The organism is Clostridium sp. DL-VIII, assembly GCF_000230835.1.
GTDB lineage: Bacteria > Bacillota > Clostridia > Clostridiales > Clostridiaceae > Clostridium.
In genome coordinates, this window is the sequence record NZ_CM001240.1 from 5,305,565 (window position 1) to 5,319,393 (window position 13,829).

General features: G+C 30.9%; 17 protein-coding genes. All 17 read right to left on the minus strand.

The features are described 5' to 3' along the window. Positions 1–42: 42 nt before the first annotated feature. Positions 43–1,278: a flagellin gene (locus CDLVIII_RS24335; RefSeq protein WP_009172146.1), complete on the minus strand. Its 1,236-nt coding sequence runs from the start codon at positions 1,276–1,278 to the stop codon at positions 43–45. A 283-nt stretch (positions 1,279–1,561) separates the two neighbouring features. After that, entirely contained in the window at positions 1,562–1,897 is a 336-nt protein-coding gene (locus CDLVIII_RS24340) for a flagellar protein FliT (protein ID WP_009172147.1), read from the minus strand. Positions 1,898–1,974: 77 nt separating this feature from the next. Further along, the gene (gene fliD / locus CDLVIII_RS24345; RefSeq protein ID WP_009172148.1) at positions 1,975–3,984 is read right to left on the minus strand and encodes a flagellar filament capping protein FliD; all 2,010 of its coding nucleotides are present in this window, start codon (positions 3,982–3,984) and stop codon (positions 1,975–1,977) included. A 37-nt stretch (positions 3,985–4,021) separates the two neighbouring features. Continuing rightward, positions 4,022–4,396, minus strand: a complete 375-nt coding sequence (gene fliS / locus CDLVIII_RS24350) for a flagellar export chaperone FliS (RefSeq protein WP_009172149.1) — start codon at positions 4,394–4,396, stop codon at positions 4,022–4,024. 11 nt (positions 4,397–4,407) lie between these two features. Beyond that, positions 4,408–4,695 (minus strand): hypothetical protein, encoded by a 288-nt coding sequence (locus tag CDLVIII_RS24355; RefSeq protein ID WP_009172150.1) that lies wholly within the window; start codon positions 4,693–4,695, stop codon positions 4,408–4,410. A gap of 32 nt (positions 4,696–4,727) precedes the next feature. Further along, a complete protein-coding gene (locus tag CDLVIII_RS24360; RefSeq protein ID WP_009172151.1) occupies positions 4,728–5,102 on the minus strand; it encodes a flagellar protein FlaG in 375 nt (124 codons plus the stop codon). Positions 5,103–5,140: 38 nt separating this feature from the next. Next, a complete protein-coding gene (gene csrA / locus CDLVIII_RS24365; RefSeq protein ID WP_009172152.1) occupies positions 5,141–5,356 on the minus strand; it encodes a carbon storage regulator CsrA in 216 nt (71 codons plus the stop codon). Between the two features lie 12 nt (positions 5,357–5,368). Continuing rightward, positions 5,369–5,788 carry a flagellar assembly protein FliW gene (gene fliW / locus CDLVIII_RS24370; RefSeq protein ID WP_009172153.1) on the minus strand — a complete coding sequence of 140 codons (420 nt, stop codon included), beginning with the start codon at positions 5,786–5,788 and terminating at the stop codon, positions 5,369–5,371. Positions 5,789–5,804: 16 nt separating this feature from the next. Continuing rightward, on the minus strand, positions 5,805–7,247 hold the full coding sequence (gene flgL / locus CDLVIII_RS24375) for a flagellar hook-associated protein FlgL (RefSeq protein WP_009172154.1): 1,443 nt from the start codon (positions 7,245–7,247) through the stop codon (positions 5,805–5,807). Between the two features lie 95 nt (positions 7,248–7,342). After that, positions 7,343–9,157, minus strand: coding sequence for a flagellar hook-associated protein FlgK (gene flgK, locus CDLVIII_RS24380; protein WP_009172155.1), 1,815 nt, complete (start codon positions 9,155–9,157; stop codon positions 7,343–7,345). An 80-nt stretch (positions 9,158–9,237) separates the two neighbouring features. Further along, a complete protein-coding gene (locus CDLVIII_RS24385) occupies positions 9,238–9,648 on the minus strand; it encodes a flagellar protein FlgN (protein ID WP_009172156.1) in 411 nt (136 codons plus the stop codon). A gap of 2 nt (positions 9,649–9,650) precedes the next feature. Continuing rightward, entirely contained in the window at positions 9,651–9,926 is a 276-nt protein-coding gene (locus CDLVIII_RS24390) for a flagellar biosynthesis anti-sigma factor FlgM (RefSeq protein ID WP_009172157.1), read from the minus strand. Positions 9,927–10,062: 136 nt separating this feature from the next. Next, complete coding sequence (gene fliY / locus CDLVIII_RS24395; RefSeq protein WP_035301921.1) at positions 10,063–11,223, minus strand: flagellar motor switch phosphatase FliY; 1,161 nt, start codon at positions 11,221–11,223, stop codon at positions 10,063–10,065. After that, the gene (gene fliM, locus CDLVIII_RS24400; RefSeq protein ID WP_009172159.1) at positions 11,216–12,211 is read right to left on the minus strand and encodes a flagellar motor switch protein FliM; all 996 of its coding nucleotides are present in this window, start codon (positions 12,209–12,211) and stop codon (positions 11,216–11,218) included. Before fliM ends, fliY begins: the two co-directional genes overlap by 8 nt. 22 nt (positions 12,212–12,233) lie before the next feature. Next, positions 12,234–12,635, minus strand: a complete 402-nt coding sequence (locus CDLVIII_RS24405) for a chemotaxis protein CheW (RefSeq protein WP_009172160.1) — start codon at positions 12,633–12,635, stop codon at positions 12,234–12,236. A gap of 156 nt (positions 12,636–12,791) precedes the next feature. Then, entirely contained in the window at positions 12,792–13,151 is a 360-nt protein-coding gene (locus CDLVIII_RS24410) for a response regulator (RefSeq protein WP_009172161.1), read from the minus strand. 18 nt (positions 13,152–13,169) lie between these two features. Then, entirely contained in the window at positions 13,170–13,772 is a 603-nt protein-coding gene (locus CDLVIII_RS24415; RefSeq protein ID WP_009172162.1) for a chemotaxis protein CheC, read from the minus strand. Positions 13,773–13,829: the final 57 nt, after the last annotated feature.

Consider the following 13,829-nt stretch of genomic DNA (forward strand, 5'->3'; position numbering starts at 1 on the left):
AGCAATTACTATCCTCTTTATTTAAAGCATAAACTTAAATTACTATCTTAGTAATTGAAGCACTTGTTGTGGTTGTTGATTAGCTTGCGCAAGCATTGCTTGAGCTGCTTGAGATAAAATATTGTTCTTTGAGTAAGTTGACATTTCTTTAGCCATATCAACATCTCTAATTCTTGATTCAGCTGTTGTTAAGTTTTCTGATGCTACTCCAAGATTGTTTATAGTATGTTCTAATCTATTTTGAACAGCTCCAAGTTTTGATCTTTCCTTAGATACTTTTGCAGTAGCTTGATCAATAACTGTTATTGCATCACTAGATTCTGCTTGAGTTCCAACCTTTAAGCCTGATACTCCAAGTGCTGCTGCTCCCATATTGTTAATAGAAAGGTTCATTGTTTGACCGTTATTTGCACCAATTTGGAATGTTGCGCTTCCTTCAGCTCTCTTATCTTGAGCACTTGTTGTTTCTGTAAATGCTGATAAAGCATTTGTAGCTTTAGTATTTACATTTCCAGCCGCATCTTTTACTGTAACTGTTAATCCATAAATAGCATTATCAAATCCTGCAGCACTAGCTGTAGCAGTAAATGTACCAGTTGCTGCTGCAGATGCTAAAGTAAAGTCGCTTCCTGTTATCATACTTGCAAGAGTTTCAGTTGAAGCAGATGATATAGTTAAAGTTGAAGTGTGTAATTGTCCACCCTTCATATAAGTAGTTGTAACTGTGCTTCCTGTAGTAATATTCAAAGAATTTCCTACTGCATCAGCAAGACCAGATGCTGTTGTAGTAGTTACTGTTGCCACATTTAAGCTTGTGTTTGTATCAACATTTGCTACTGCAGTTGCAACTTGACTTCCCATAGATCCATCTAAAAGGTTCTTAGTATTGAATTGAGTTGTATTTGCAATTCTGTCGATTTCCTTAGTTAATTGATCCATTTCATCTTGTACATTACTTCTATCAGTTGATGTATTTGTATCATTTGAACCTTGAACAGCTAATTCTCTCATTCTTTGAAGGATTGAAGTTGTTTCATTTAATGCACCTTCAGCAGTTTGAGTCATTGAAATACCATCTTGAGAGTTACTTGATGCTTGATCAAGACCTCTGATTTGGCCTCTCATTTTTTCTGAGATTGCTAATCCTGCAGCATCATCTGATGCACCATTAATTCTAAGACCTGAAGAAAGTTTTTGCATTGACTTACTAGCAGCGCTTGTGTTAATGTTCATGCTTCTTATTGCATTGTTTGCTTGAAGATTGTGATTAATTATCATAATATTTTCCTCCTTGATTTTAAGCTTGGACTTCCCTGTCCATACTTTATAAATTTATTTTTTATTTATATCAACTCTTAAGAGTTAATAGCTTATAAACCTTATACTTTTATATTCGATTCAACTTTTTATTACTTTATAGTTTTCTAATTTTTTTTACTATAAAATCCTATTTATTTTACAAAATAGTAAGTATTTAAATCTTATATTTATATTTTCGAGCACACTTTTTAATACTTTATAGTATTTTAAATTTATTTGCGTCACTATAACTAAGAAGTTTTTAAAATTCTTTGCTTAAAAATACAGCTCTAGATTGTAAATTATTGTATCCATTCATTGCTGTCTTTCTTTTTTGATTTTCCTTTATTTTTACTAAAATCTCATCTTTTCTCTTCTTAATTTCTTCTTCTAATGATTTTTCCAATTGCTCTATATTGCATTGCAAATATATTTTTTTCATTTCTTCTTTTGAGCCATTGAGCTCTTTAATATTATCCAAAATTAATTGTCTCTGTCCAAAAAGCTCATCTAAATTCTCGTAGTTCTCTGATTTAATTGCTTCCATAATAGTTAAAGTTATACTTTTATATTTAACAAAACACTCTTCTAACTCCACTTTACCACCTACTTTTATTAAATAAATTTGACAATAAGCAATTATTAATGCTTATTGTCAATTATCAGTCTATTTTTTTAAGATGTTCCTAGCATAGAACTAAGTGAGCTTTGTTGTGAATTTAATTGAGTTAAAGCTGTTTCTAATTGAGTAAATTGATTATAATATCTAGTTTCTGCATCTGACATTTGAGTCTTGAGCTTACTAATACTTAATGTCTTACTATATACCTGGTCTGGTAATGTATTTTGACTTGCAGTCCCCGTCAAACTAAAATCATATTGCTTATTTACAAATATATTCATAGTTCCAGATAAGCTATAAGTACCATCTGTCCCTATACCAGGATCAGATACATAACTTCTAATAACAGTATCCATTCTCTTTAACAATCCATCTTCATTGTATTTTTCTGAACCAGCATAAGATGCATTATCAGCTAATTTAGAACTTGATGCTCCAGTAAATAACTTTTTAAAATCATCAAAATTATTCGTTATGGCATTCCTTAATTTTGTTTCATCTGCAATTACAAGTTTTCCTCCATCTGTAACATCTGATGATGTATCTATTCCTATTGCATTACTACCATATTTACCAAAACTCAATCCTATTTTTCCTTTACTAGGATCTGAACTATCATAGCTGCTATATACAGGTGCAGAAAATACACTTCTAAGTTGAGTCATTAATTGACTTAAATTGTCATCATTTCTTAGTATTCCAACCTTTGCCTTACTTTCCCACGCAGTGATCTGATCTTGACTCATACTTGATTTTTGAGCATCTGTAAGTGGTGGATAAGCAGGATCCTTCTTTTCTGTTAATTTTGTGTTTATAGTTGATATTAGAGTATTATAATCCGTAATGAAATTTTTAATATTGGTTACAACATTATCTGTATTTGCTGATACAGTTACGTTTGCGTTTCCTTTACTTACAAGACTATAACTAACTCCATTTACTGTAAAATTATTTGAACTTTGAGTAGTAGTTGTATATGTCGATTGTCCTGGCTCTTTTATTGCAACTATAGCATCTTTACCTTGTGTGCCACTAACACTTGCTGTATTAGTCGCTGTATCATTTATCCCTAATTTCTGTATCACATTGGTACTACTCGTGTTTACATTTGTTATAGAGATATTTGAAGCCGAACCATAATTCTTTGATTGGAATGAAATTTTACCTGTATTGTTATCCACACTCATGGTAATTGCACCACTAGTTGCACTATTAACTTGATCTATAAGGTTTTGCATCGTAGTATTGCTATCTACATTAAGGGATACAGTATAATTGCTAGAACCATTGCTTAAAGTAAAACTTGCATTTCCTGTAGAAAACCCTAAATCTGAAACTAATTTTGAAGACGATGATATCCCACTGTTAATTGTTGTCGGTGTACTTAAACTAGAATCATTATATTTAATAGTTGTACCTGTAGTCAAGTTGGTAAACTTTATATATTCCGTACCATCTGTATCCTTAACATATGCTGCAGAAACTTTACCATTTAAAGCTGATGTTGCAATTTTACTATTTATTTGTGACGCCAAATCTGCACCAGTAGGTCCAGCTAATCCATTTAATGAAATAGTATTTGTTCCATCGGTTAATGTTTGACTATTAATGGTACTACTAGTGAAATTGCTTGTACTAATAATAGAATCCTTAGCTGTTGTACCTTGAATTACAGCCTGAGTTGCTAACTGAGTTACATTAATACTATAAGTCCCTGCCTTAGCAGAATTTCCTGCTGTAGCAGTAGCTACTGATGTATTATCACTTGTAATTGTATTAATATTCAAGGAATTTGAGCCCATAATATACTTACTTGAAAGCGGATCAAAATAATTTTGTAAATCCTTTATACCTTTTATAATATCTCTATAGGCACTTTGTTTCCATTGTAATAGTTGTTCGTCTTGATTTGCCTTATCTATTTTATTTTGATAGCTTGAAACCATAGATTTAACTATTGAATCAGTATCTAAGCCAGATGCCATACCTGGAACTCTTAGCAAACCAGAACTTGAAGTACTAGAAGATGAATTACTAGTACTGTTTAAAAAAACATTTGACATATTATATCACTCCTTTTAACACGATTAATAAATATTTTTATTTTTTTGCTATCTTATAAGCTTCTTTCCATGTTTCATTTATATCTTCTACCAGAGGAAGAATTTCATCTACAATTTCTATGTTTTTACTAATATTAGCCTCAACTAACCCTTTTTTAATAAAAGCATATACATTAAATAATTGAACTGCCCAGTCTCCTGCAGTTGTGTCTAAACTAACCATAAGCTCTGAAAATATATCCTGAGTTCTTATTAGTGAATCATGGGCCTTTTTTATATCCTTATCTATAATAGCTTGTCTTGCTATTTTGCAAAATTTAACTGCTCCTTCAACCAGCATCAACAGCAATTGTTCTCTTGATGCATAATTTACAGAATTATTTTTATATACATTATATCCATTAGAATACATTATAAATCCTCCTATTTCGTCGTATCTAAAATTCTGCCCTTGGAATCTTCTTCTGTTATATTTTCTATTTTCTCTGCATTTATATCTATATTCTTATGACTGTACTTAACTCCGTCTATAGTAATATATCTTTTTTCATTATTCTCTTCTTTATGAAAGTGTTCTTTTTCTTCATCCTTTTTTTCTTTTATATCCTTTTTTATACTTATACTTCTGCTAGGATGTATTTTATCAATCTTTGTTTCTTCTTGAATTTTTTTCCTAATATCTGTATCAATCTTATTAAGTTTAAACTCCAAAAAGTATTGCCTCCTTTAAATTTTACTTTAAATCAAGCTTTTTTATCTATTAAACCAACCTGCCTGCACATACTTGCAATCATATCTAATATCTTTTTGGGCGGAATCTCCAGTAAAACTTCCTTTGTATCTTCATCTACTATTTTTATCATTGTTGTCTTTAAATCTTTGTAGTAAGAATATTCCGCATGAGTATGTTCATCCTTAAGAAAATTATTAAGCTTCTTAAGCGCTTCATCTAGATCCTTTTTGCTATATTCTTGGTTATCTGAATCTTCAGACTGATTATCTATCTTTTGTACCTCCGCTACTTGTGGCACTGCAACATCTGTAATTGGAGTATACTCTGATATATTAGCTTTATATAAATTATTATCACCAGGATTTTGTAAGTTATTAACGTCCATGTCTACACTACCTCCTTGTCATTATCAATATAATAAAGTTATTTTTTTATACTCTTTAAAATATTAATATCAAATTTCACAGCCTCTTTATTTTCCTTTTCTACTTCTTCATAAATTTCTTTTCTTAATATTGATACGTCTTTTGGAGCATTTATTCCAATTTTTACACTTCCATCATCTATTTTGCTTATTACAATCTCTATATCATCTCCAATCATAAGAGATTCGCCTTTTTTCCTAGTTATAATCAGCATATTTATACCTCCTTATATTAAAGGGCTTTTAACTGCATATTTAGAATTATCTAATATTATTTGTTCCCCTAAATTATTAGAAGTATTTATAACTATTGGCCCCTGCAGATTGGTGGTTATTTTTTTAACATCTGAATTTAATGTTACTGTAGTAAATATATTTACTTGCTGTGGAGAATCTATTTTTAGATTATCAATTATTTCATCATTTAATCTAATCTCATAATCTTTATAAAATTCATATGGTGAAATTACAATAAGTCCAATTGCTTCATCTTCTAATGATTGCATTAACTTAAATGGTTCATATCCTTGCAAATCTACCAGAATAAATTCTTTTAATTCGTTAAATCCTGGAATTCCTCTATTAAACGTAATAATATTTTCTGCTTCATATTCCATTTCACCATGAATCTTAGAAATAAATTTCATATCTATCTTCTCCTAACTATAGATAATTTAGTATAGTCATTGGTAATACTTTTGCACTAGTTTGTAATGACGCTGTATATACTGTCTGTAAAGTTGAGTACTCAATAGTTTTTTCTGTAATATCTATGTCTTCTGTTTTTGATAAAATATCTGTTAGATTATAATTTTGAGACTCATTATTTGTTTGTGCAGATTCCATTCTATTTTGCATACTTCCAACTTCTGATCTTTTTTGAAGTAAATTTGCTGTTACAGACTGTATATCTGTCAAATCTGTAGTAATAAGACTATTAGCATTTCCTTCAGAATCTAAATCTCTCACTATATTTGATAATAAATCAGAAACACTTATCTGTTTTCCATTTTTATCTGTAAATTCTAACACATCTACTGCTGTTTTATTATATGTCGTTTGAACTCCTTGAGAAATGTCAACATTTAAGTATGAGTTTATTTGATTGACAGATCCAATTTTGCTAGCAGAATTCAATGCATCAATAGCTGCATTTTTTGCAGTTGCAGTCGTAGGCGAAGGTAAATCTTTTAATGTCATTTGATTAGTTTTTATGGCATTAAGTTCGGCTGGGGTTGATGCATTGTATAACAATTTATTAATGTCATCAATTCTAGTATTATTAGCCGCATTGGTATAATCCAATCCATTTAATTCATTTTGAAGCTTTCCAATCTCTGTCGCATCTAATGTAATAGCCTTATTTGTATATTTTTCAGATGTTAACACACCACCTGCTGTAGTATATACGTTACCACCTTGCAAAATATTTGTAATATCCGCTTTTCTATCTTCAGATGTTCCAGACGCATCACGTTCAGCTATTAATGCATTTTTCTGCGCATCAGTTAATGGTGTAGTAGTAAGATTGACAGCAGTATTTGGCGTGCCTGGATTACTTGTAATAATATTAGTTCCAGGTGTAGTTGTTGAATCTACATATGCAGTAATATTAACTGCACTTCCATCTTTATTAGCATATAATAATTTTCCATCTACTACTGTTGTAGGTTTTGATCCTGTCTTTGCTCCTCCAAATATATACGAACCATCAAAACTAGTATTTAAAACCTGTGATAACTGATTAACTTTTTCCTTGATTTCATCTTGAATTGCACCTTTTTCATCATCTTCATAAGTTCCATTTCCTGCATTTACAAGTAAAGTCTCTATTCTCCCAAATATATCTCCCATTTGCGATAATGCAGTATCAGTAGTATCTAGCCAATTTGATGTATCTTTAATATTTTCATTATATTGGCTATTATAAGACATTTCTGAATGTAATTGCATACTTCTTGATGCTATATATGGGTTATCTGATGCTATTTTTATTTGTTTTCCCGTAGACAACTGATTTTGCAGCGTCTGCATATTATTCATATTTCTTCTAACATTTCTCAAGTAGTCAGAAGTTAACATGTTACTTGTTATTCTTGATGACATAATTACTCCTCCAATCTTTACAAAACTAAATTCACATTTGTTTGATGTATAAATTTCAAACCATCAACTTTAAATAATGAATTTAGATTTATTATTTATTTCTTCAATCCATTTATTACTACATCCAATAATTCATCTACCGTTGATATCATCTTTGCATTTGCTTGATATGCATGTTGAAATTGTATTAAATTTGTCATTTCTTCGTCTAAAGATACACCTGAAACTGATGATCTTTGATCTTGTGCATTTGCTAATACTGATTCTTGATTATCGACCTGCTTAGTTGCCTCTTGATTAGCTACTGCAATATTATTTATTATTGTTTTATAATATGAATCAACTGTAGATCCATTTGTTCCAGCATTTAAAGTCAAATTATTAGAACCAGAAAATCCTGTTATTCCAATTTTATTTAGAAATTCTGTTCTATCCATTGTACTTAAATCGTCAGCAGAAGTTATAGCACTTAAATTCATTTTAATTGAACTAAGATTGGCAATTGCATTTGCTCTTGCTCCATCTCCTTCTCCACTAGTTGATGATGTATTACAATTTAATAAGCTTGGATTCGATATTAAAGCATTGTTTATTCTTATATTTTTAGCAGTCATTCCTGTATCACTGGTAGTATTGGCCTTAGTATTCTCATCGTAAGTTACAAATATAGGATTATTTGATAACCCTTGAGTTGCTGCACTTGCATCTAGACTTCCTGTTTGTATTGCATTAACTGAATATGCAATAGTTGCTGCAAGATTATTTAGGTTATCCATATATCCTTTTATTTTTTCCTGCATAGCCTGATTAGCTGCTATTTCACCTTTTACATTATTATTATCTACATTATTAATTGCAGTTCCAGATGAGTCTGTTTCATATTTATAAGTAACAAATATATCTTTATTTAAATCTTGAGCTGACGCTGGATTTACTGCTCCATCCTTATCTCCTATTAATATTCTATTTTGCAATAAGCTGTCTTTAATATTATCTAATTCTGCTTCTGTTGTTGCATGTACTTCAATTGTTTTAGGTGCTGCATTTTCATTACCTAGTGGATAATACTCCACTGTAAGTTTATAATTTCCAGCAGCTGTATCTGCTTCCACGTTTGCATCCTTAACATAGGAAAGCCTTGAATAACCACCATCACTCGGATCCGATTTAACTAATGGAGAATTTGGGTATTCTGTTGATGAAAGATTTATTGTATCAAAGCTATCTCTATCAACATTTATTCCAAACTTATAACTTAATTGATCTAAAAGATTATCTCTTTTATCCATTAAATCATTTGGAGTCTGTCCAACTGCCGATACACTTCTTATTTGCTTATTTAACTCATTTATCTGGTCTAAATAACTATTTACATCTGTAACATTAGTTTGTAGTAACGATTGACTATCTTCACGGTTTTTTTCTAATTGATTATAAGTATAATTTAATGCATCTGCAAGAGCTGATGCATTTTTAATAGCTACCGTTTTAACATCTGACTTATCTGGGCTTTTAGATACTTCTTGGAAAGAATTAAAGAATTGACTTGTTAGCTCTTGTATTCCTGTATCAGATGGTTCTCCAAAAACATTTTCAACATTAGTTAAAGTTTGACTAGATTGAGTATAATACCCCATAGAACCTGATTCATTTCTTACTTGATAATCTATAAAATAATCTCTGATTCTTTGAATTGATGTAACTTCTGCGCCAGTTCCAACCTGTCCTGCACTAACTGTATCGAATTTTGACATTCCTCCAAAGGGCCTTGTTGTTTCCACTACGGCTCTTTGCCTTGAATATCCTGTTGTATCTGCATTTGCTATATTATGTGATGTTACATTTATATTTCCCTGCTGCACATTTAATCCTCTTTTAGCGATGGTAAATGTATCAAATAATCCTGCCATTTTTTGTTTTCCTGCCTTTCACTGATACCAACTTCCATGTTATATATTTAAACTTCCTTATTTTCAAATTTAATATTTCTTTATCTTGATAAATTCCCATAGGAATTATATGTCTTAATTTCTCGTCTCGGGTTTATTATTTCTAACATTTTATTATTAAACAGTATTTCTTGTTTTAACAGAATCTCATTAGTTTCTTTTTGAGAAATTACTATATTTAATGTAGTTCTTATTTCATAATATTTTTTCTTTAATTCATCATCATTAGATTTCTCAACAAATTCCGAAATACCATTTTCTCCTAAAAGTTTTCTTCTTTCCACTTCTTCTTTTGCAATCCTTTTACCACATTCATTAATCTCATCAACTAAGCTTTCTAAACCAAATACATCTTTTTTCATTATCATTTTATGTTGAGTTTTAAGTAATCCTAAAAGTTTTTCTAAATCCTCATCTTGGCTTTGCATTAATTTAATAAGTTCATTTACCATGGTTATTCATTCGTCTCCTTCATCGCATTTAACAAACTTTGCGCGGTTAATCTTGCATCAACATTATAAGTTCCACTTTCTACTTTTTTCTTTATTTCACTTAGTTTTTTAGAATTCTCTACACTTCTATCTAAAGAATAATTTTTAAGGCTTTTCCCAAGATTTGAAATTTCAATTCTATCTACATTTTTAGCCTTATCAATTTTATCTACAGCTTTATTGCAATTTGAATTATATACATTTATATAGGATTGCCTATTAATTCTCTCTATGCTCATAATATATTTCTCTCCATTTCTTTCTTCATTATTATACTTATCGGATACTTTTGAATTAAGTTTACACCTTTTTGTTATAAAATCTTCCTCTTAAATTTAAACGTCAAATATAAAAAACTCCCTTTCGGGAGTTTTTTTATTTTAATCTCTTTATTCTTTCAACACTGCTTACTATATTAGTTATTCTTATTCCGAAGTTTTCATCAACAACAACAACTTCTCCAAGTGCTATCTGCTTTCCGTTAACTAATATTTCAACAGGTTCTTCAGCAAGTTTATCTAATTCTATTAATGAACCCGTTCCTAAATTTAAGATGTCCTGAATGCTCTTTTTAGTTCTGCCTAAAACTACAGATATATCTAGAGGCACATCCAAGATTAAATCTATATTTTTTATTGGTGGAACATTACTTTGCGGTACCAACGGTTCAAATGCTGCGGAATGAACCTCAACTGGCTGCTCCATTCTTTGCATTGGAGCTTCATATTGTGACTGATAACCATAACTAGGCTGAGCTTCCATAGCTACCTTACTATTAATTGATTCCTCACTTATACCTTTATTAATAATATTGTCTTCTTTTACAGCTTCTGTTTTAGCCGCCTTTTCACTATTCTCTTCCCCAGTCATTATTGCAACAATATTTTTTGCCGTCTCTATTGGAAATATCTGCATTATATTACTATCTACTATATCTCCAATAGTCATTTTAAATGATACCCTTACTATCGGCTGATCTTCTGGTATTGCATCTGATATGGGCATACTAGCCTCAGTAATCACTTTCGATGTAGGCGGTGATATATCAACCTTTCTTCCAAACATAGTAGCCATAGAAGTTGCTGCTGAACCTATCATCTGATTCATAGCTTCTGATACAGCACTTATCTCTATTTCAGATAGTTCATGAGCTTCTGGAACATTTCCATCTCCACCCATCATAAGGTTAGATATAACTAATCCATCTGCAATTTTTATAATTAAAATGTTTCTTCCTATTATACCAGAAACATATTCAATATCTAAAACTATATTTGGAGTTTCAAATCCTTCTTTTATTTCTCGGAGTGTTGTAACACTTACTACTGGTGTAGTTATATTAACTTGTTGATTTATAAGTTGATATAATGCTGTTGAAGCTGACCCCATAGAAATATTTCCGATTTCTCCAAGCAAATCTTTATCTAATTCTGTAATAGCATTAACATCTAATTCCGGTTTTGCTTCAGATGCTGACATATCTTCTCCTGCTAGTAATGCATTTATTTCTTCTTGTGACAAAAAGTTATTACTCATACCCATTCACTTCCTTATCTGCTATATCTAAAATCATAACGCCTATATTTTTGCCTGTTACACCAGGTTTTGCGTAATAACACTCTTCATCTCCTACATATACTCTTATTGGGGATGAACTCTTTGTATCAAGTTTTATTACATCACCTACAGTTAATTTTAAGAAGTCATCTACTGTCAAGTTTGTCCTTCCCAATTCAGCCACTACATCTAATTCTACCTTATTGATTCCCTTTTCTAATTTTTCCCTTGATTCAGCCATTAAAGCTTCATCATCATTCCTAAATGCATATTGTACAACTAGTCTATCTAATATTTTTTCTATGCTCAAATACGGGATACACATATTTATAAAAGTACTGCGCTTATTCACCTCAACTGAAAATGTAATTAAAGCCACTGGATCATTAGGTGCCATAGTCTGATTTACCGCTGGATTAGTTTCAATTGCTTCAACTTCTGGCTCAACCTCTAAAATACTGTCCCAGGCTAACTTTAAATTACTTATCATTCCTGATGTAATCTGCTTCATTATATTTTTATCAATATCCGTAAATTCTTTTGTTTCAATTTTTCTGTCCCCTTTTCCTCCAAGTAATACGTCTATTACCTGAAGAGAAAATTGAGGGTTTGTCTCAAGCATAATTGTACCCGCAAGCGGCGGCATTTTGAATATTGTCATAATAGTAGGGTTTTGAACAGAGTGAATAAATTCCTCATATGTAATCTGCTCTACAGTTTCTATCTTTACTTTTACATTTTGTCTTGTTTGACCAGTTAAGTAATTGGAAATAATTCTCGCGTAATTATCATGAATAAGTTCAAGAGTCCTTATATGTTCTTTCGAGAATTTTTGAGGACTTCTAAAATCATAAAGTTTAATCTTATGTTTTTCATCCTCTTTACCAATTTCTTCCGATTCTAATTCTCCTGTAGACAGGGCAGATAACAAGGCATCTATTTCACTTTGTGATAAGACATCTGCCATATTTCTCCCTCATTTCAATAAATTAATTTAATAACTTGTCAATATCTATTATTGTTAAAAGTTTTTCATCATAATTTAATATACCCTTTATGTATGGTTGAACTTTATTAGCATCTTTATCCACTTTTTGTATATTTTTTTCATCTATATCTAAAACTTCTTCTACTTCATCTACTGATATTCCTATTTCTTCATCTTCTACTGTTAATATAATTATGTTATTTTGCTGTTCTCCTGGAGTGACCTCTAATAACAAATTTATATCAACAAGAGACTTAATGCTTCCACGTAAATTAATTAACCCTTTAATATAACTTGGAGCTTTAGGAACTTTTGTAATCCCCATAGTATCATTGATGCTTTGAACTTTTTCTGTTTCCACTGCGAAATGTTCTTCCCCTAATTTAAATACTACTATTTGCATCCTTAACCCTCCTTTACAATTAATACAATTTACAATTGACTATGTACAATTAACAATTAAGGTTGAAAGCCGAAGGCTTTCTCATTTATATTTCCAAAAAGCCTTTAGGCTTTTTTACCTTCATTGCTCATTATCAACTGTTCATTATTAATTAAATTATCCCACAACTTTCTTTATAGCTTCTAAAACTCTATCAGCTTGAAATGGCTTTACTATAAAGTCTTTAGCCCCTGCTCTTATAGCGTCCATAACCATTGATTGTTGTCCCATTGCTGAACACATAATTACCTTAGCATTTGGATCAAACGCTTTTATTTGTTTAACTGCTTCAATCCCGTCCATGTCTGGCATTGTTATATCCATTGTAACAACATCCGGTTTTTCTTTTTTATAAAGATCCACAGCAACTATTCCATTGTTTGCTTCTCCTACAATTTCAAAATCATTCTTCTCTAAAATATCCTTTATCATCATTCTCATAAATGCCGCATCGTCTACGATTAAAACTCTAGCCATATACTTTTCCCTCCAAAATTAATTTATTCCTATAGATTTCAATATTTTTTCTAATGATCCCGGCATAGGGATGTAATAAAAATGTCCTCCTATATTTTCTTCAGTATCATCATCCAAAAATACAGTTTCAATATCTAATATATATTCATCATATTGATTAGATTCAATAAATGTTGTTGTTAGTATTGCACCTAACATATCATACGAAGTAGCTGGTACTGATGGTGCGATAGCTAGATTAGTTAACTGTGCTATCGAATTCATATACGATGCTGATATTATATTTGCTATCTCGCATAATACAGAACTGCCCATTTCACTTTCTGGTGACTGTTTACTTCCAACCAATTTCATTATTATATTTTCAGCAATTGGTTTTTCAAACACTAAGAGGATATTTCCTGCAATATCTCCAAGCACCCTTACAACTGTACCAGCAACTTCACACTCTCCATTTTCTTCAACAATATCTTCTAATCTTACCACATTTACTGCTGGCACTGTCATATCTACTTTTTTCCCTATCATCATGGAAAGAGCAGTTGCTGCATTTCCTGCACCTATGTTAGAGACCTCTTTAAGTGCATCTAATTGTAAAGCGCTTAAATTAGAATACTCCACTTATAACCCTCCTTCAAAATTTGTCCCATGTCTTTCGCTTTAACTTTTCTAAATATG

Coding starts and splice junctions, on each gene's coding strand:
- CDLVIII_RS24335 (WP_009172146.1), bottom strand. CDS start 1,278: ATGATAATTAATCACAATCTTCAAGCAAACAATGCAATAAGAAGCATG.
- fliD (WP_009172148.1), bottom strand. CDS start 3,984: ATGTCAAATGTTTTTTTAAACAGTACTAGTAATTCATCTTCTAGTACT.
- fliS (WP_009172149.1), bottom strand. CDS start 4,396: ATGTATTCTAATGGATATAATGTATATAAAAATAATTCTGTAAATTAT.
- CDLVIII_RS24360 (WP_009172151.1), bottom strand. CDS start 5,102: ATGGACGTTAATAACTTACAAAATCCTGGTGATAATAATTTATATAAA.
- csrA (WP_009172152.1), bottom strand. CDS start 5,356: ATGCTGATTATAACTAGGAAAAAAGGCGAATCTCTTATGATTGGAGAT.
- fliW (WP_009172153.1), bottom strand. CDS start 5,788: ATGAAATTTATTTCTAAGATTCATGGTGAAATGGAATATGAAGCAGAA.
- flgL (WP_009172154.1), bottom strand. CDS start 7,247: ATGTCATCAAGAATAACAAGTAACATGTTAACTTCTGACTACTTGAGA.
- flgK (WP_009172155.1), bottom strand. CDS start 9,157: ATGGCAGGATTATTTGATACATTTACCATCGCTAAAAGAGGATTAAAT.
- CDLVIII_RS24385 (WP_009172156.1), bottom strand. CDS start 9,648: ATGGTAAATGAACTTATTAAATTAATGCAAAGCCAAGATGAGGATTTA.
- CDLVIII_RS24390 (WP_009172157.1), bottom strand. CDS start 9,926: ATGAGCATAGAGAGAATTAATAGGCAATCCTATATAAATGTATATAAT.
- fliY (WP_035301921.1), bottom strand. CDS start 11,223: ATGAGTAATAACTTTTTGTCACAAGAAGAAATAAATGCATTACTAGCA.
- fliM (WP_009172159.1), bottom strand. CDS start 12,211: ATGGCAGATGTCTTATCACAAAGTGAAATAGATGCCTTGTTATCTGCC.
- CDLVIII_RS24405 (WP_009172160.1), bottom strand. CDS start 12,635: ATGCAAATAGTAGTATTTAAATTAGGGGAAGAACATTTCGCAGTGGAA.
- CDLVIII_RS24410 (WP_009172161.1), bottom strand. CDS start 13,151: ATGGCTAGAGTTTTAATCGTAGACGATGCGGCATTTATGAGAATGATG.